This is a genomic window from Streptomyces sp. CCM_MD2014 (assembly GCF_000772045.1).
GTDB classification, from domain to species: domain Bacteria; phylum Actinomycetota; class Actinomycetes; order Streptomycetales; family Streptomycetaceae; genus Streptomyces; species Streptomyces salinarius.
The window spans coordinates 3,938,791-3,955,924 of sequence record NZ_CP009754.1 but is presented as its reverse complement, the minus strand read 5'-3'; the positions used below and the strand labels follow the sequence as shown (position 1 = coordinate 3,955,924).

17 protein-coding genes are annotated in these 17,134 nt (G+C 71.5%); 13 read left to right on the top strand and 4 right to left on the bottom strand.

Features of this window, described 5'->3' with window-relative positions; genetic code table 11:
* Window positions 1-3: 3 nt before the first annotated feature.
* The 4 genes from NI25_RS17345 (at window position 4) to NI25_RS17330 (ending at window position 2,268) form a co-directional block, all read left to right on the top strand.
* Window positions 4-258 carry a type B 50S ribosomal protein L31 gene (locus NI25_RS17345; protein ID WP_061443319.1) on the top strand — a complete coding sequence of 85 codons (255 nt, stop codon included), beginning with the start codon at window positions 4-6 and terminating at the stop codon, window positions 256-258.
* Window positions 255-1,463 (top strand): CobW family GTP-binding protein, encoded by a 1,209-nt coding sequence (locus tag NI25_RS17340; RefSeq protein ID WP_061443318.1) that lies wholly within the window; start codon window positions 255-257, stop codon window positions 1,461-1,463. The genes NI25_RS17345 and NI25_RS17340 overlap by 4 nt, the downstream gene beginning before the upstream one ends.
* 4 nt (window positions 1,464-1,467) lie before the next feature.
* Window positions 1,468-1,707 (top strand): 30S ribosomal protein S18, encoded by a 240-nt coding sequence (rpsR, locus tag NI25_RS17335; RefSeq protein WP_061443317.1) that lies wholly within the window; start codon window positions 1,468-1,470, stop codon window positions 1,705-1,707.
* Window positions 1,708-2,016: 309 nt separating this feature from the next.
* Complete coding sequence (locus tag NI25_RS17330; RefSeq protein ID WP_061443316.1) at window positions 2,017-2,268, top strand: DUF397 domain-containing protein; 252 nt, start codon at window positions 2,017-2,019, stop codon at window positions 2,266-2,268.
* A gap of 79 nt (window positions 2,269-2,347) precedes the next feature.
* Here the strand turns inward: NI25_RS17330 and NI25_RS17325 are convergent, their stop codons facing one another.
* Window positions 2,348-2,833 (bottom strand): ATP-binding protein, encoded by a 486-nt coding sequence (locus NI25_RS17325; RefSeq protein ID WP_061443315.1) that lies wholly within the window; start codon window positions 2,831-2,833, stop codon window positions 2,348-2,350.
* Between the two features lie 357 nt (window positions 2,834-3,190).
* Between NI25_RS17325 and NI25_RS17315 the strand changes: the two genes are divergently transcribed.
* From NI25_RS17315 to NI25_RS17295, 5 genes are all read left to right on the top strand, one after another.
* On the top strand, window positions 3,191-4,015 hold the full coding sequence (locus tag NI25_RS17315; protein WP_061446958.1) for a helix-turn-helix domain-containing protein: 825 nt from the start codon (window positions 3,191-3,193) through the stop codon (window positions 4,013-4,015).
* Between the two features lie 75 nt (window positions 4,016-4,090).
* Window positions 4,091-5,551 (top strand): aldehyde dehydrogenase family protein, encoded by a 1,461-nt coding sequence (locus tag NI25_RS17310; RefSeq protein ID WP_061443313.1) that lies wholly within the window; start codon window positions 4,091-4,093, stop codon window positions 5,549-5,551.
* Between the two features lie 71 nt (window positions 5,552-5,622).
* Window positions 5,623-6,264 (top strand): PadR family transcriptional regulator, encoded by a 642-nt coding sequence (locus NI25_RS17305; RefSeq protein ID WP_061443312.1) that lies wholly within the window; start codon window positions 5,623-5,625, stop codon window positions 6,262-6,264.
* A 97-nt stretch (window positions 6,265-6,361) separates the two neighbouring features.
* A complete protein-coding gene (locus NI25_RS17300; RefSeq protein WP_061443311.1) occupies window positions 6,362-7,303 on the top strand; it encodes an ATP-binding cassette domain-containing protein in 942 nt (313 codons plus the stop codon).
* Window positions 7,304-7,368: 65 nt separating this feature from the next.
* On the top strand, window positions 7,369-8,097 hold the full coding sequence (locus NI25_RS17295) for an ABC transporter permease (RefSeq protein ID WP_061446957.1): 729 nt from the start codon (window positions 7,369-7,371) through the stop codon (window positions 8,095-8,097).
* A gap of 125 nt (window positions 8,098-8,222) precedes the next feature.
* On the opposite strand, the gene NI25_RS17290 is transcribed toward NI25_RS17295, so the two are convergent.
* A complete protein-coding gene (locus tag NI25_RS17290) occupies window positions 8,223-9,650 on the bottom strand; it encodes a glutamate decarboxylase (protein WP_061443310.1) in 1,428 nt (475 codons plus the stop codon).
* A 129-nt stretch (window positions 9,651-9,779) separates the two neighbouring features.
* Here NI25_RS17290 and NI25_RS17285 point away from each other — a divergent pair, with 129 nt between their 5' ends.
* Together NI25_RS17285 and NI25_RS17280 are read left to right on the top strand one after the other, a co-directional pair.
* Window positions 9,780-10,541, top strand: coding sequence for a MerR family transcriptional regulator (locus NI25_RS17285; RefSeq protein ID WP_061443309.1), 762 nt, complete (start codon window positions 9,780-9,782; stop codon window positions 10,539-10,541).
* Window positions 10,542-10,722: 181 nt separating this feature from the next.
* Window positions 10,723-11,652 (top strand): DedA family protein, encoded by a 930-nt coding sequence (locus NI25_RS17280; RefSeq protein ID WP_061443308.1) that lies wholly within the window; start codon window positions 10,723-10,725, stop codon window positions 11,650-11,652.
* 6 nt (window positions 11,653-11,658) lie between these two features.
* Here the strand turns inward: NI25_RS17280 and NI25_RS17275 are convergent, their stop codons facing one another.
* Both NI25_RS17275 and NI25_RS17270 read right to left on the bottom strand, forming a co-directional pair.
* Window positions 11,659-13,368, bottom strand: a complete 1,710-nt coding sequence (locus NI25_RS17275; protein ID WP_061443307.1) for a threonine/serine ThrE exporter family protein — start codon at window positions 13,366-13,368, stop codon at window positions 11,659-11,661.
* Window positions 13,369-13,492: 124 nt separating this feature from the next.
* Window positions 13,493-13,984, bottom strand: coding sequence for an inorganic diphosphatase (locus NI25_RS17270; RefSeq protein WP_061446956.1), 492 nt, complete (start codon window positions 13,982-13,984; stop codon window positions 13,493-13,495).
* A gap of 79 nt (window positions 13,985-14,063) precedes the next feature.
* Between NI25_RS17270 and dacB the strand changes: the two genes are divergently transcribed.
* Together dacB and NI25_RS17260 are read left to right on the top strand one after the other, a co-directional pair.
* Window positions 14,064-15,659, top strand: a complete 1,596-nt coding sequence (dacB, locus tag NI25_RS17265) for a D-alanyl-D-alanine carboxypeptidase/D-alanyl-D-alanine-endopeptidase (RefSeq protein WP_228951831.1) — start codon at window positions 14,064-14,066, stop codon at window positions 15,657-15,659.
* 187 nt (window positions 15,660-15,846) lie between these two features.
* Window positions 15,847-16,974 carry a zinc-dependent metalloprotease gene (locus NI25_RS17260; RefSeq protein WP_061443305.1) on the top strand — a complete coding sequence of 376 codons (1,128 nt, stop codon included), beginning with the start codon at window positions 15,847-15,849 and terminating at the stop codon, window positions 16,972-16,974.
* Window positions 16,975-17,134 lie beyond the last annotated feature (160 nt).

Below are 17,134 nucleotides of genomic sequence, written 5' to 3'. Positions count from 1 at the left end.
ACCGTGCGCAAGGGCATCCACCCCGAGTACCGCCCGGTCGTCTTCCGCGACCGCGCCGCCGACTACGCCTTCCTCACCCGCTCGACCATGACCAGCGAGCGCACCGTCGAATGGGAGGACGGCCACACCTACCCGGTCGTCGACGTCGAGATCTCCCACGTCAGCCACCCCTTCTACACCGGCACCGCCCGCGTTCTGGACACCGCCGGGCGCGTGGAGCGCTTCGAGCGCCGGTACGGGAAGGAGGGCGGGGCATGAGCGGGCCGGGCCCCCGCCACGACCTGCCGGTGGTGATCGTCGGCGGGCTGCACGCCGACGCGCGCCGGGCGGCCGTGGCGCGGCTGCTGGCCGACGTACCCGGCAGCGTCGTCCTCCACCACGACCTGGCGACGGCCACCGCGGGCACGGTCGTGCGGACCGTGCGGGACGCCACGGGCATCCTCGACGCGGGTGAGGCGCCCCTGGTCAACGACTGTGCGTGCTGCGCCCTGCGCGAGGACCTCGTGCCCGAGCTGGTCCGGCTCGCGGAGGCCGGCGGCACCCCGCTGGCGGTCGTCGAGCTGTGGGACTCCGTCGAGCCCAAGGCGATGGCGGAGGTGGTCACGGCCGGCGGCTTCACCGTCACCGGTGTGATCACCGCCGTCGACCCGGCCCTCGTCCTGCCGTACCTCGGCAACGGCGACGACCTCGCCGAGGGCGGCCTGGCCGCGGCGGCCACGGATCAGCGCACCGTCGCCGACACCTTCGCGCGGCAACTGGAGTACGCCTCCGTCCTCGCCCTCGCCGAGTCCCTCCCCGGCTCGCCGGAGGCCGACGACGAGGACCGCGAGCTGCTCACCCAGCTCCATCCGACAGCCCGCCGGGTCCCGATCGGCCACGGTGATCCGGCGGGCGCCCCGGTCCCTGCCCCGCCCGTATCCCCGCCCTCGGAGCTGGCGCGGGCCGCCCTCGCCGGGTTCGACGTGGAGGCCGCGGCCGCCGCACAGCACCCGGCCTGCGCCCTGCTGCCGGCCGAGGCCGACGCGCACGGCGTCGCCACCCTGGTCTGGCACCGCCGCCGCCCCTTCCACCCGGAGCGGCTGTACGCGGCGCTCGAGGACCTGACCTGTGCCGCGGCCCGCAGCCGGGGGCGGTTCTGGCTCGCCGGCAAGGGCGACACGCTGCTGCACTGGGACGCCGCGGGCGGCGCCCTGTGCGTCGAGAGCGCGGGGCCGTGGCTCGCCGCGCTTCCCGACGCGGCCTGGGAACTGGTGCCGCCGGTGCGCCGCGCCGCCGCCGCGCTGGACTGGCACCCCGAGCACGGCGACCGCTGCCAGCACCTGGTCTTCACCTCCCCCGGCCTCGACCGCGACGGCCTGGAGCGGCTCCTGGAGTCCTGCCTGCTGACCGACGCCGAGTACGCCGCGGGGCAGGCCGCCTGGGAACGGCTGCCGCCCGCCTTCGACACCCTCCTGGAGGTCTGACCCGATGCCCCGACCCCGTAAGAACGAGCGCGTGTCCGCCCGGCAGCGCCCCAACCCGCTGGACCGGGCGGGGGTGACGTACATCGACTACAAGGACACCGAGCTGCTGCGGAAGTTCATCTCCGACCGCGGCAAGATCCGCAGCCGTCGCGTCACCCGCGTGACGTCCCAGCAGCAGCGGCAGCTGGCCAGGGCGATCAAGAACGCGCGCGAGATGGCGCTGCTGCCGTACGGCACCCGCTGACCGGCCCGCCGTACCCCGCGCACCGGCGACACCACCGGGGCCCGCCCTTAGCGGCCGGGCCCCGGTGGTGTCGCATGTTGTTGCATATTCTTCGAATTCGGGGGCACATGCGGGAACGACTTCCCGGGACCCGGCGTCGTAGAGGGCAGGGCTCGGTAAAGCGGTCGTCAAAGCTGTAACCGCGGGAGCACCGCGCGTGCACGTGCATTTGCTCATGCATCTGCACGTGAACAGGGTTATGATCCGGATCAGTTGACCACTGCATCAATGGCCACATCAGCCAGTGCACCAGCCACCGGGGAGCGACCTGTGGACCACGACGTGTACGACGTGTACAACGGCATGGCCGCCACGCAGTTGCACGATGCGGCCTGGCAGAAGAGCCGGCGCAGCAACTCGCAGGGCTCGTGCGTGGAGTTCGCGCGTCTGCCCGACGGTGCGGTGGCGGTGCGCAACTCCCGCTTCCCGGACGGGCCCGCGCTCGTCTACACGCGGGCCGAGATCGAGGCCATGCTGCTGGGCGTCAAGGACGGCGAGTTCGACCACCTGATCGCGGGCTGAGGGCTGAGGGCCGAGGGCCGACAGGTTGAAGGCCCGATGGGCCGACGGCCGGTCCGCAGCCGGGCCGCCCTGTCTCCGGCTAGATCCGGAACAGCGCCCAGACCACCTTGCCGTTGAGCGTCCCGGCGAGCGGGTGCCAGCCCCAGCTGTCGCTGAAGGAGTCGACGAGGAACAGGCCTCGGCCCGACTCCGCCGAGAAGTCGTCCGTCTCGCGGGCCACCGGACTGTCGTGGCTGGGGTCGCGCACCGCGCACACCAGCCGTTCCGTCCAGCGCATCAGATGCAGCCGTACGGGACCGTGCTGCTCGTCGTGGCGCGGGGAGTCCGCGGGGAGTGCGTGCCGCAGGGCGTTGGTGACGAGTTCGGAGACCACCAGGCAGATGTCGTCGAAGCGGTCGCCGGTGTCCCAGCCGTCGAGTGTTCTGCGGGTGAACCGCCGGGCCTCGCGCACCGCTTCGTAACGGGGCGGCAGGGCGCAGGACGCGGCGTTCGACACGGCTGCGGGGTCGAGTGGCGGAAGGCCCTGCCGTAACGGCTCGAGCATGGTCGATCCATTCGTCCCCATGCGAGGCACTCCCGGGAATTCGCGGTCGTAGCGATGCGGCGCGGTGGTGCGGGGACCATGGTTTCGGATGCGTACCGCAGATGCAAGGGCAGATGCACGTGCAGGTGACCGAAATGGACCTGCCCGTACCGCTTGTTGGTCAATTTTTCCGTCATCTTCGCCTCCTCTTCATCTCCTTCGACGGCCGGATCCGGCCGACCGTGTGCAGGATCTTGCACGTTTCCTTTGGCTCGATTCCGTTTCCGTAACCGGACGAGTACTGCTCGGAGTGTTTTAGTGGCAGACTTCGGCCCCTGAAGACGGTTGGGGAGGCTGGCGAACGTGAGCGCGGGAGAGCCCGGATCGGTGGTGCGGCGCATGCTGCTCGGATCACAACTCAGGCGACTGCGTGAGACGCGGGGGATCACGCGAGAGGCGGCGGGCTACTCGATCCGCGCCTCGGAGTCGAAGATCAGCCGGATGGAGCTGGGCCGGGTGAGCTTCAAGACCAGGGACGTCGAAGACCTGTTGACCCTTTACGGCATCACGGACGAGCAGGAGCGAGCCTCCCTGCTCTCCCTGGCCAAGGAGGCCAATGTCGCGGGCTGGTGGCACAGTTACTCCGACGTGCTGCCCAGCTGGTTCCCCACCTATGTGGGCCTGGAGGGCGCCGCCTCGCTGATCCGGGTCTACGAGGTGCAGTTCGTGCACGGACTGCTGCAGACCGAGGAGTACGCCCGCGCGGTGGTCCGCCGCGGCATGAAGGGCGCCGGCGAGGCGGACGTCGAGCGGCGGGTGGCGCTGCGCCTGGAGCGGCAGAAGCGCCTGGTCGCGGAGAACGCCCCCGAATTCCACATCGTGCTCGACGAGGCCGCCCTGCGCCGTCCGTACGGCGACCGCGAGGTGATGCGCGGCCAGCTGCAGCACCTGATCGAGATGTCCGAACGCCCCAATGTGCGCCTCCAGGTCATGCCGTTCGGCTTCGGCGGGCACTCCGGCGAGAGTGGCGCGTTCACGCTCCTCAGCTTCCCCGAGTCCGACCTCTCGGACGTCGTCTACCTGGAGCAGCTGACCAGTGCGCTGTACCTGGACAAGCAGGAGGACGTCACCCAGTACGAGACGGCGCTGAAGGAACTCCAGCAGGACAGCCCGGGCCCGGACGAGAGCCGGGACCTTCTGCGAGGACTCCTTCAACTCTCCTGAAACATAAGTACGATGACGCTCAATCAGGCGGCTCGCTCGCGGCGGCTGCGGCAGTTGAGGGGATTGAGGGTTCTCATGTCGTCGTACTTCACCGACCTCGCCCAGCAGTACATCGACGGCGAGTGGCGCCCGGGCACCGGCTCCTGGGACATCATCGACTTCAACCCGTACGACAACGAGAAGCTCGCCTCGATCACGATAGCCACCGTCGACGAGGTCGACGCCGCCTACCGGGCCGCCGAGCGCGCGCAGAAGCAGTGGGCCGCGACGAACCCCTACGCGCGCCGCGCGGTGTTCGAGAAGGCGCTGCGCCTGGTGGAGGAGCGCGAGGAGGAGATCGGCGAGGCCATCGTCGCCGAGCTGGGCGGCACCCGTCTCAAGGCCGCCTTCGAACTGCACCTCGCCAAGGAGTTCCTGCGCGAGGCGGTCCACCTGGCGCTGGCGCCCGAGGGGCGGATCATCCCCTCGCCCGTCGACGGCAAGGAGAACCGCGTCTACCGCGTGCCGGTCGGCGTCGTGGGCGTCATCAGCCCGTTCAACTTCCCCTTCCTGCTCTCCCTGAAGTCGGTCGCCCCGGCCCTCGCCCTGGGCAACGGCGTCGTCCTCAAGCCGCACCAGAACACGCCGATCGTCGGCGGCACGCTGGTCGCGAAGATCCTTCAGGACGCCGGACTGCCGGGCGGCCTGCTCAACGTCGTGGTCACCGACATCGCGGAGATCGGCGACGCCTTCATCGAGCACCCGGTGCCGAAGGTGATCTCCTTCACCGGCTCCGACAAGGTGGGCCGCCACGTGGCCACCGTCTGCGCCGCGAACTTCAAGCGCTCCGTCCTCGAACTGGGCGGCAACAGCGCCCTGGTGGTCCTCGACGACGCCGACGTCGACTACGCGGTCGACGCGGCCGTCTTCAGCCGCTACGTCCACCAGGGCCAGGTCTGCATGGCCGCCAACCGCGTGCTGGTCGACCGGGCGGTGGCCGACGAGTTCACCGAGAAGTTCGTCGCCAAGGTGAAGACCCTCAAGGCCGGCGACCCGCGCGACCCGGCCACCGTCATCGGCCCGGTGATCAACTCCTCGCAGGCGGACGCGCTCTCCGGCGTGGTCGAGCAGGCGCTCGCCGAGGGCGCCACCGCCCTGGTGCGCGGCTCGGGCACGGACAACCTGGTCGAGCCCTCGGTCCTCACCGGCCTGCCCGCCGACTCCGCGCTGCTGAAGCAGGAGGTCTTCGGCCCGGTCGCCTTCCTCGTCCCCTTCGACGGCGAGGAGGAGGCCGTGCGCCTGGTCAACGACACGCCGTACGGGCTGAGCGGCGCCGTGCACACGGGCGACGTCGAGCGGGGTGTCGCGTTCGCCAAGCGGATCGACACCGGGATGTTCCACGTGAACGACGGCACCGTGCACGACGAGCCGATCGTCCCCTTCGGCGGCGAGAAGCACTCCGGCCTCGGCCGCCTCAACGGCGACACCATGCTGGACGCCTTCACCACCCAGAAGTGGATCTCGGTGCAGCACGGGCGCAGCGGCTTCCCGTTCTGAGGCGCGTTCCGACGCCCGCCGCGCGCGGACGCCGGCGCGGGGGCGCGACGGGCGGGTCATAGGCTGGAGGCATGTCAGCGATCCGTCTCCTCGTGCTCGGCGCCGTCCGCCAGCACGGGCGGGCCCACGGCTACCAGGTGCGCAACGACCTGGAGTACTGGGGCGCGCACGAGTGGTCCAACGCCAAGCCCGGCTCGATCTACCACGCGCTGAAGCAGATGGCGAAGCAGGGACTGCTCCTCGCGCACGAGATCGCGCCGTCCACGGCGGGCGGGCCGCCGCGCGTGGAGTACGAGATCACGGAGCAGGGCACCGAGGAGTACCTCGCGCTGCTCCGCGACTACCTCACCGCATACGACCAGCGGCCGGACGTGCTCACCGCGGCGCTCGGCTTCATGGTCGACCTGCCGCGCGAGGAGGCCCTGGCGCTCCTGGAGGAGCGGGTGCGGAAGATCGAGGAGTGGCGTGCCGCCGTCACCGAGTACTACATGCCCGCGGAGGGGCCCGGCCAGTACGGGCACATCGGCGAGATCATGAACTACTGGGTCCACTCGGCCGACTCCGGCGCCGAGTGGACCCGCGGCCTCATCGAACGCGTCCGGGGCGGCGCGTACACCTTCGCAGGCGAGGGCGAGCCGTTCGTCGGTGTGCTGGCCGAGGGCGAGGAGAACCCCTTCGGGGCGGGGCGGCCCCACTACGGGGATGCTCGCTAATCAAGTTTGACTAAGAGAGGTCGAGGGCATACCTTCGTCGGCCGGTAGTCAAATTTGGCTAGCTCTCTCCCGGAGAGAGCGCGAAGGGGGAGTGGCAGTGGCCGACACGGCGATCACCGTCGAAGGCGCACGCAAGAGGTACGGCGGCAAGAACGCACTGGACGGGCTCGACCTGACCGTCACGCGCGGCACGGTGCACGGCGTGCTGGGCCCGAACGGAGCCGGCAAGACGACCCTGGTCCGCATCCTGTCCACGCTGCTGCGGCCGGACGCGGGCCGTGTCGAGGTGGCCGGACACGACGTCGTCGCCGAGGCGTACGCCGTGCGGCTGCGCATCGGCCTGCTCGGCCAGCACGCGGCGCTCGACGAGGAACTGGGCGGCCGGCAGAACCTGGAGATGTTCGGCCGCCTCCACCACCTCGGCGCCCGGAGGGCACGCGCGCGTGCCGACGAACTGCTCGCGCGCTTCGACCTCGCCGACACCGGACGCAAACCGGTCAGTGCCTACAGCGGAGGCATGCGCCGCCGCCTGGACCTGGCCGCGTCCCTCATCACCGAACCGGAGGTCCTCTTCCTGGACGAACCCACCACCGGTCTGGACCCGCGCGGCCGCGCGGAGGTGTGGGACTCGGTCCGCTCCCTGGTCGGTGCCGGTACGACGGTCCTGCTCACCACCCAGTACCTGGAGGAGGCCGACCAGCTCGCCGACCGCATCTCCGTCGTGGACGCCGGCCGGGTCGTCGCGGACGGCACGGCGGACGAGCTCAAGGCCGCCACCGGCGGCGACCGCGTCGACGTCGTCCTGCGCGACGCCGGCCAACTGGGCGCCGCCGTCGCCCTGCTGCCGCTGACCGGTGTCCGCGTCGACGCCGACCGCCGGCTCGTCAGCGCCCCGGTCACCGACCGGATGGCGGCGCTCTCCGGCGTCGTACGGGCGCTGGAGGAGGCCGGCATCGAGGCCGAGGACGTGGCGCTGCGCCGGCCGACCCTGGACGAGGTGTTCCTGCACCTCACCGACCGCACGAAGGAGGCCGCGTGAGTACGACCGCCGTGCGTACGACCGCCGTGAGTCCCGCGCACCACGCCCTGTCCGACTCCTGGACCATGACCCGCCGCGAGCTGGCCCGCTGGGGACGGCAGCCGGTGACGGTCGTCGTCAACCTGGTCTTCCCCGTCATGCTGCTGCTGATGTTCGGCTACCTGGTCGGCGGCGGCCGGGGCGTGAGCGGCGAGTACGTCGACTACCTGGTCCCCGGCATGCTCGCGCTCACCATGGCCTTCGGCCTGGAGGGCACCATGATCGCCGTCACCCAGGACCTCAACAAGGGCGTCGTCGACCGCTTCCGCTCGCTGCCCATGACCAACGGCGCGGTCCTGGTGGGCCGTTCCGCCGCCGACATGCTCCAGTCGGCGCTCGGACTCACCGTGCTGACCGGCGTCGGGTACGCGCTCGGCTGGCGCGCCCACGGCGGCCCCGGCGCCTTCCTCGGCGCGGTCGGCCTGCTGCTGCTCTTCCGCTTCGCCATGCTGTGGATCGGCATCTTCCTGGCCCTGGTGGCCGGGAAGCCCGAGCTGGTGCAGGCGGTGCAGATCCTGGTCTGGCCGGTCGGCTTCCTCTCCAACGCCTTCGCCACACCCGACTCCATGCCCGGCTGGCTGGGCACCGTCGTCCAGTGGAACCCGATGTCCCAGACCGCCACGGCCGTCCGCGACCTCTTCGGCGGCCCCGGCGGCGAGTCCGGCCACGTCTGGGCCGCCCTCGCCTGGCCGCTGGCGCTGCTCGCCGTGTTCTTCCCGCTGGCGGTGGCGAGGTTCGCGCGGCTGAGCCGGTGAGGGCGGCGACTCCGGCTGCCGGCACCCGGCTCACGGGCGGGACGGGTGCCCGGCGCCGAGGCGGGCGGTGAGGAAGCGGACGGGGCGGTCGGGGAACCGGCGATCACCGTCGACGCGGAACCGGGTCAGTGGTGGAACCCGGTCGCCGCCCCCTTGTCCCGGGTCAGCGGATGCGGCTGGCGGCGCAGCTCCGGCAGCAGCCGTTCCAGGTCGTCCAGGAGCAGATCCGCCATGTCCGCCGAGAAGCCGTTGCGGCACACCACCCGCAGCACCGACAGATCCTCGCGGTGCGGCGGGAAGGTGTACGCCGGCACCAGCCAGCCGCCCTCCCGCAGCCGCCGGGAGACGTCGAAGACGTCGTACGCCGTCACGTCGTCGGCCGTCGTGAAGGCGAACACCGGCAGCTCGTCGCCGCGTGTCAGCAGCCGGAAGTCGCCCAGCGCGGCCACTCCCCGCGCGAGCGAGCCGGCGATGTCCCGCGCGTTCTGCTGCACGGCGCGGTACCCCTCGCGGCCCAGCCGCAGGAACGTGTAGTACTGCGCCGCCACCTGGGCGCCCGGCCGGGAGAAGTTCAGCGCGAAGGTCGGCATGTCGCCGCCCAGGTAGTTCACGCGGAACACCAGCTCCTCCGGAAGGGCCGCCGAGTCCCGCCACAGTGCCCAGCCGACCCCGGGGTAGACCAGCCCGTACTTGTGTCCCGAGGTGTTGATCGAGGCGACGCGGGGCAGCCGGAAGTCCCACACCAGGTCCTCGTCCAGGAACGGCGCGACCATGCCGCCGGAGGCCCCGTCGACGTGCACCGGGACGTCGAGTCCGGTCCGCTCCTGGAGGGTGTCCAGGGCGGCGCACAGCTCGGCGATCGGCTCGTAGGAGCCGTCGAAGGTGGAGCCCAGGATGCCGACGACCCCGATGGTGTTCTCGTCGCACAGCTCGGCGGCGGCCTGCGGGTCCAGGTGGAAGCGCTCGCCCTCCATCGGGACCTGCCGGGCCTCCACCTCCCAGAAGTTGCAGAACTTCTCCCAGCAGACCTGGACGTTCACGCCCATGACGAGATTGGGCCGCACGTCCTTCGCCGGGTAGCGGTCGGCGTTGCGCAGCGCCCAGCGCCGCTTCAGCGCCAGCCCGGCCAGCATGCACGCCTCGCTCGACCCGGTCGTCGAGCAGCCCACGGCCGCCTCCGGGTCGGGCGCGTGCCACAGGTCGGCGAGCATCGCCACGCAGCGCCGTTCCAGCTCGGCGGTGCGCGGGTACTCGTCCTTGTCGATCATGTTCTTGTCCCGGCACTCGCTCATCAGCACCCCGGCCTGCGGTTCCATCCAGGTGGTGACGAAGGTGGCCAGGTTCAGCCGCGCGTTGCCGTCCAGCATCAGCTCGTCGTGCACGAGGCGGTACGCCGTCGAGGGCGGCAGGGGAGCGTCAGGGAGGCGGTGCGTGGGCGGGGCCTCGGTCATGCCGCCGAGGGGGTCCGCCGTCGCGTAGAACGGGTTCACGGCGAGCCGGCGCCGTTCCCGGTCGTCGTCCTGCGGCGGGTGGGGCCCGTGGTGCAGTGGCATACGACCGACGGTAGGCCGGGACCCCGCACCCCGCACCCGGGCGGGCGCCGGGCCTGCGTGCGTCGCACGGGCTTGCACCTCACGTCACGTGAGGAGGCAGCGTGGACCGCGTCAGAGAAGGGAGCGGAAGTGAGCTACTCCGTGGGACAGGTGGCCGGCTTCGCCGGAGTGACGGTGCGCACGCTGCACCACTACGACGACATCGGCCTGCTCGCACCCGGCGAGCGCAGCCACGCGGGCCACCGGCGCTACAGCGACGCCGACCTCGACCGGCTGCAGCAGATCCTGTTCTACCGGGAGCTGGGCTTCCCGCTCGACGAGGTCGCCGCCCTGCTCGACGACCCGGCCGCGGACCCGCGCGCGCACCTGCGCCGCCAGCACGAACTGCTGACCGCCCGGATCGAGAAGCTGCAGAAGATGGCGGCGGCCGTGGAGCAGGCCATGGAGGCACGCAGCATGGGAATCAACCTCACGCCGGAGGAGAAGTTCGAGGTCTTCGGCGACTTCGACCCCGACCAGTACGAGGAGGAGGTCAAGGAGCGCTGGGGCGACACCGACGCCTACCGCCAGTCCAAGGAGAAGACCGCCTCCTACACCAAGGAGGACTGGCAGCGCATCCAGGACGAGGCCGACGAGCTGACCCGGCGCTTCGTCGCCCTGATGGAGGCCGGTGAGCCCGCCGACTCCGAGGGGGCCATGGACGCCGCCGAGGACCACCGCCGGGGCATCGCCCGCAACCACTACGACTGCGGGTACGAGATGCACACCTGCCTGGGGGAGATGTACGTCTCGGACGAACGTTTCACGCGGAACATCGACGCCGCCAAGCCGGGCCTCGCCGCCTACATGCGCGACGCGATCCTCGCCAACGCCGTCCGGCACACCCCCTGAGCGCTGGGGTGCGGGGCCTGGCCGCCGCCGTATTCTTCACTTCCCATGGTCCTCAGGTTTCCCCGGGGTACGTCACGGCGCACCCCGGGGAACCCCGTGGAACCTGGGACACCGCGGCTGCGTTGTACGTTTGGGCAGCCAGGTCCCGCCCGCCTCCCCCCAGCAGCAGGAGCCACATCCCGTGACCACCCTTGCGCTCGGTCCCGAGTGGATCAGCCCGGACTACCTGATCGAGACGTTCAGTCTGCCGGGCATCCTGCTCATCGTCTTCGCCGAGTCGGGACTCTTCGCGTTCCTGCCCGGCGACTCCCTGCTGTTCACCGCGGGTCTCTTCGTCGCCCAGGGCGAGTACATCAGCCAGCCGCTGTGGCTGGTGTGCACCCTGATCGTGGCCGCCGCCGTCCTCGGTGACCAGGTCGGCTACATGATCGGCAAGTTCTTCGGGCCCAAGCTCTTCAGCCGCCCCAACTCCAAGCTCTTCAAACAGGAGAACCTGGAGAAGGCGCACGAGTTCATGGAGAAGTACGGCCCCAAGGCGATCGTCCTGGCCCGTTTCGTGCCCATCGTGCGCACCTTCGCCCCCATCGTGGCGGGCGCCGGCCGCATGAAGTACCGCACCTTCCTCACGTACAACGTCATCGGCGGCGTGGCCTGGGGCACCGGTGTCACCCTCGCGGGTTATTGGCTCGGCCAGATCGAGTTCATCCGGACCAACGTCGAGGCGATCCTGGTCCTGATCGTCGTGGTCTCGGTCGTCCCGATCGCCATCGAGTACCTGCGCGAACGCAAGAAGAAGCAGCGCGCCGCGGCGGCGGAACCGGCCCCTGCCGTGTCCCAGCGGCACCAGCCCCAGCCGCAGTACCCGGTCATGGACGACGCCACGACCCAGCTGCGCCGGGTGGACCCGTACGACCAGCCGCAGCAGTACCGGCAGCCGCACCAGCAGTACCAGGAGCCCCAGCAGTACCAGGAGCCCCAGCAGTACCAGGAGCCCCAGCAGTACCAGCAGCCCCCGCAGCAGCCGTACGCCCAGCAGTACCCGCAGGGCTACGGCGACCAGTCCCAGCCCCAGCAGTACGGCGACCAGTACCCGTACAACCAGGGACGCTGACCCCCGCTAGAAACCTCGCGTCCGCTTGGCCGCCCGGCGTCCCGCCGCACTCGCGGCGCCGGGCACCTTGAGGAACAGCCGGGAGATCTCCCCGCCCAGGTTCACCCCGATCGCGATGGCCATCGCCAGCGCCACCGCGTTGGACAGCGACAGCAGCCCCGAGTCGACCTCGCCCTGGGCGATCCCCAGCAGACCGAAGTACGTCGCCGAACCGGGCAGCAGCGGCCCGATCGCGGCCGTCGTGTACGGCAGCGCCGACGCGAACCGGTACCGGGACATCAGCTGCCCGAACAGGCCCACCAGCCCCGCCGCGGCGGCCGTGGAGGCCACCGGAGAGATGTCACCGGCGAAGTGCATGGCGCCGTACACGCACCAGGCGACGCCGCCGTTCAGCGTGACCGCCAGCACGGTGGACCTCTCCTGCTGGAGCAGGATCGCGAAGGCCAGCGACAGCAGCATCGAGGCGAAGATCTGCACGAACGGCTCGTCCCCGGTGCCCAGCTTGGCGTCCGGGTTGAGCTCGGCGCCCAGCTGGACCCCGAAGTACAGCACCACCAGCACCCCGGCGACGATGCTGACGAAGAAGTACATGACCTCCAGCAGTCGCGCGGCGGCCGTGATGTAGAAACCGGTCAGACCGTCCTGCACCCCCGCGACCAGCGCCCGCCCGGGCAGCAGCGCGAACAGCCCACCGGTGATGACCGCGGACGCCTTCACGTCGACGTGCGTCACCGTCAGCGCCACGCCCATCGCGGCCGGCGGCATCGCGGCCACCGCGAACTGGTAGAACTCCGGCAGCCCGCGCCCGGCGCACAGCCATGCCAGCCGGTCGCCGAGCATCGAGCCGAACATCGCCGCGAAGAACACGGTCAGTCCGCCGCCCACGAGCAGCGAGGCCCCGCCCGCGAGCAGACCGCTCGCCACGGTCAGCACCCACGTGGGGTACGGGTGCCGGTTGCGGCGGATCTCCGCGAGGCGCCGGTAGGCCTCCTCCAGGGAGATGTTCGTGTCGGGGTCGCTGAGGTCGTCCACCAGGTGGAAGACGGCCGCGAGCCGGGTGTAGTCGGTGCCCCGGCGGCGTACCGTGCGCGAGGCCGTCACCGGGTCGTCGACCAGGGACGGCTGGTGGGAGATCGACAGCAGGGTGAAGGTGACGTTCGGCTCGCAACGGTCCAGGCCGTAGGACCGGCAGACCGCGAACATGGCCGCCTCCACGTCCTCGGCGCCCTCACCGCCCGCCAGCAGCAGCTCCCCGATACGCAGCGTCAGGTCGAGCACGCGCGGCACGGCGGGGCCGGTCTCGTCGTCGTGCTTCTGGGAGGGTTCGGGCGCGGGCCGCTCGGCCACCGGCATGCGCAGCATGGCGCGCATCCGGTCCTGCCAGGGCACGTCCGTCAGGCTCACCGCCGGGAAGCCGCTCGCCGGGGTGAAGGCGGCTGGGGCCGTCCACGCGCTGTGGGTGCTCGGCATGCTGAACGCCGAGCCCTCGGCGTCCGCGGGGACGGCCTGCGGTGCCTCCAGGCCGTCGGGGAGCGAGAACTCCGAGGTCGTCTCGGACTCGGAGCCGGTGTGTCGCGGGACGGCGAGTCCCTGCGGGATCTCGAACTCGGACGTCGTCGACGACTCGCCGTCGATGGACGCCGCGATGCCGCTGGGCTGCCGGAAGGCACTGCGGGCCTCGTCCGACTGCGGCTTGGGCTCCTCCGCCTCCGTCACCTGCGCAACGCTCCCTGGTACCGACACACCCTCCTGTTGACCTCAGTATGGTCACTCAAACACGAACGGGCCGCACGCGTGTGCGTGCGGCCCGTTACGGGCGCCTTACGGGAGACCGAACCGCTCAGTGGCCGCCCTGGTCCTTGAAGCGCTTGTAGGACCGCTCGATCTCGGCCTCGGCGTCGCTGCGGCCGACCCAGTCGGCGCCCTCGACGGACTTGCCGGGCTCCAGGTCCTTGTAGACCTCGAAGAAGTGCTGGATCTCCAGGCGGTCGAACTCCGAGACGTGGTGGATGTCACGCAGGTGCTCCACACGCGGGTCGGTCGACGGCACGCACAGCAGCTTGTCGTCGCCGCCGGCCTCGTCCGTCATCCGGAACATGCCGATCGCGCGGCAGCGGATGAGGCAGCCCGGGAAGGTCGGCTCGTCCAGGATGACCAGCGCGTCCAGCGGGTCGCCGTCCTCGCCGAGGGTGTTCTCGACGAAGCCGTAGTCGGTCGGGTAGGCGGTCGAGGTGAACAGGCGGCGGTCCAGGCGGATACGACCGGTCTCGTGGTCCACCTCGTACTTGTTCCGCGAACCCTTCGGGATCTCGATCGTGACGTCGAACTCCACCGGACGCTCCTCCATGATCAGCACATAGTTCTGGTGGTTAAGTGTCCCTCACGCAGGCGTGTGATCGCGAAAGGGGCTGGTGACGGTGCCGGAGCTGAGGCCGTGGCGGACCGCGGGGCCGCGTGTGGCGCGGGCCGCGCGTGCCGTACGTCCCCGTCTGACCCGCTTTGCCCGGACCGCCGAGCCGCGGGTCACACGGTTCGCACGGGCCACGGCGCCGCAGCTCGCCAGGATCACCAGGCCGAAGACCTGGCAGTACACCGCCGGTGCCGCCACCGCCGGGCTGGCGCTGGCCGCCGGTGTGGTGACCGCCGCCGGCCCCTGGGACTCCACGGGTCAGCGTACGGCCGAGCGGGACCGGGCCGTCGCCCTGGACCGCACGGGTGGCACAGATCACGGCCACGGGCCCGGCGGCTCCGGTACGGCGCCCGGCTCGCCCCGCCCCGCACCCAGCGCCGGGCCCGTACTGACCGGCCTGGGCGGCACCACCACCCCCGGCGGCGTCAAGGCGGCCCCCGCCGACCGGGCGGCCCTCGCGGACCTCCTCGACCCCCTGCTGAAGGACGCTTCGGCGCTCGGCGGGCGCCGCGCGGCGGCCGTCGTCGACCTGACCACCGGCAAGCGCCTTTACGGCCTCGACTCCGGCGCCGCGCTCACCCCCGCCTCCACCACCAAGATCGCCACAGCCGTGGCCGCGCTCACCGCCCTGGGCCCCGACCACCGCCTCACCACCCGCACCGCCCTGGAGGCCGACACCGGCGAACTCGTCCTGGTCGGCGGCGGCGACCCCACCCTGACCGCCCACGAGGACGCCCACGGCCTCGCCGGCCTGCGCACCCTCGCGGAGAAGACCGCCACCGCCCTGAAGAAGCGCGGCGTGCGCAAGGTGACCCTGTCGTACGACACGACGCTCTACGCCGGTACGGACCTGCACCCGATCGGGGTCAACGAGAACCTGGCCCGCGTCACCGCCCTGATGGCCGACGAGGGCCGCACCGACGACTCCACCAGCGGCCCCGCCCCGCGCGTGGCCGACCCGGCGGACGCCGCCGCCCGCGCCTTCGCGGGCTTCCTGAAGCAGCACGGCATCACCGCGTCACCCCCCGGACCCTCCAAGGCCACGGGCCGCGCCGCCACCCTCGCCACGGTCTCCTCGCCCCCGCTGTCGGCCCTGGTGGAGCGCATGCTGACCAACAGCGACAACGACCTCGCCGAGGCCCTCGCCCGCCACACCGCCGTGGCGACCGGCAAGCGCGCCGACTTCGCCGGGGCGGGCGCCGCGATCACGGCCCGCCTGAAGCAGCTCGGCCTGCCGGTGGACGGAGCGCGGTTCCACGACGGAAGCGGCCTGGACCGCACCGACCTGATCACCCCCGACCTCCTCACCGCCCTGCTGACCGAGGCCGCCGACCCCTCCCGGCCCCAGCTCCGCGCCGTCCTCACCGGGCTGCCGGTCGCCCACTTCACCGGCACCCTGGCCGGCCGTTACACGGACGGCGCAGCGGGCCTCGTCCGCGCCAAGACCGGCACCCTCACCGGCGTGAACACCCTCGCCGGCACGGTGACCACCCCCGACGGCCACCTCCTCGGCTTCGCCTTCCTGGCCAACGACACGACGGACCCGTGGGCGGCGCAGTCGGCTTTGGACAGGGCAGCGACGACGCTGGCTTCTTGACCGCCGTGGGCAGGCGTTCCGCACGGCGGTGGGGGTACCTCCCATGCCGTTCAGGCAATGGGGAGGGCGGGCACGGCCTGCAACGCCGGGTGCCTCGGCAACGGACCTCGTGCCGGCCGACCTCGTAAGCGCCCCCCGGGCACCGCTCAGCCTGCCCCCAGCGGCAGCGCTCCCGTACCGTTGACCCATGACGAGCATCGGCGCACATTCCGGCATGGTCGACTGGAACCTCGCGGTGGCGACCGCGACCCGGCTCGTACGACCGGGCCCCGAGGTGAGCCGCGACGAGGCCAGGGCCGTCGTCGGGGAACTCCGCCGCCATGCCAAGGCCTCGGAGGAGCACGTCCGCGGTTTCACCCGGATGGGCACCGAGGAGACCCACGACACCCCCGTCCTGGTGGTCGACCGGCCGGGCTGGGTCCGGGCGAACGTCGCCGGGTTCCGCGAGCTGCTCAAACCCCTGCTGGAGAAGATGGAGCAGCGGCGCGGCGGCGGTCCGGGCAACGCGGTCCTCGGCGCCGTCGGCGGCAAGGTCACCGGCGTCGAGCTGGGCATGCTGCTGTCGTTCCTGTCCTCCCGCGTCCTCGGCCAGTACGAGACCTTCGCCCCCGCCACCCGCGAACTGCCCGCCGGCGCGAACGGCGGCGGCCGGCTGCTCCTGGTCGCGCCGAACATCGTGCACGTCGAGCGCGAACTCGACGTGGAGCCCCACGACTTCCGCCTGTGGGTGACCCTGCACGAGGAGACGCACCGCACGCAGTTCACCGCCGTGCCCTGGCTGCGTGACCACCTGGAGGGCGAAATCCAGTCGTTCCTGGCCGAGACCGACGTCGACCCCATGACCGTCCTCGAACGGGTCCGCGAGGCCGCCCAGTCCCTCGCCGGGGGCCGTCCCGAGGCGGAGGAGGACGACGGCGGGCGCTCGCTCGTGGAGCTGGTGCAGACCCCGGCCCAGCGGGAGGTGCTCGGCCGCCTCACCGCCGTCATGTCCCTCCTGGAGGGGCACGCCGACTTCGTGATGGACGGCGTCGGACCCGCGGTCGTACCGAGCGTCGGGGAGATCCGGGAGAAGTTCCAGCAGCGTCGCGCCAAGGGCGCCTCCCGCCTGGACATGGCGCTGCGCAAGCTGCTCGGCCTGGACGCCAAGCTCCGCCAGTACCGCGACGGCGAGCGTTTCGTACGGGCCGTCGTCGACGAGTGCGGCATGGACGGGTTCAACCGCGTCTGGACCTCGCCCAACACGCTCCCCACCAAGTCGGAGATCGCCAAACCGGCGGACTGGATCGCGCGGGTGCACCGCAAGCCGGAGGCGTGAACCCCGCGGGCGGGGCGTGAAACGATTCCGGCCGACGGCAGTCGAACGACCCTCCAATCACCCGTCCGAGGGACCGTTTGCCTTCGGCAGGCGTGCGATGCTCAGGGAACGGCCCGTTTCTGTCACCATCTACACACTCTGCGTGACCGAATCTCGGGCT

Bases quoted from the DNA above. Each gene is read 5' to 3' on its own strand.
- NI25_RS17340 (WP_061443318.1), top strand. From the start codon at position 255: ATGAGCGGGCCGGGCCCCCGCCACGACCTGCCGGTGGTGATCGTCGGC.
- rpsR (WP_061443317.1), top strand. From the start codon at position 1,468: ATGCCCCGACCCCGTAAGAACGAGCGCGTGTCCGCCCGGCAGCGCCCC.
- NI25_RS17325 (WP_061443315.1), bottom strand. From the start codon at position 2,833: ATGGGGACGAATGGATCGACCATGCTCGAGCCGTTACGGCAGGGCCTT.
- NI25_RS17315 (WP_061446958.1), top strand. From the start codon at position 3,191: ATGCTGCTCGGATCACAACTCAGGCGACTGCGTGAGACGCGGGGGATC.
- NI25_RS17310 (WP_061443313.1), top strand. From the start codon at position 4,091: ATGTCGTCGTACTTCACCGACCTCGCCCAGCAGTACATCGACGGCGAG.
- NI25_RS17305 (WP_061443312.1), top strand. From the start codon at position 5,623: ATGTCAGCGATCCGTCTCCTCGTGCTCGGCGCCGTCCGCCAGCACGGG.
- NI25_RS17295 (WP_061446957.1), top strand. From the start codon at position 7,369: ATGACCCGCCGCGAGCTGGCCCGCTGGGGACGGCAGCCGGTGACGGTC.
- NI25_RS17290 (WP_061443310.1), bottom strand. From the start codon at position 9,650: ATGCCACTGCACCACGGGCCCCACCCGCCGCAGGACGACGACCGGGAA.
- NI25_RS17260 (WP_061443305.1), top strand. From the start codon at position 15,847: ATGACGAGCATCGGCGCACATTCCGGCATGGTCGACTGGAACCTCGCG.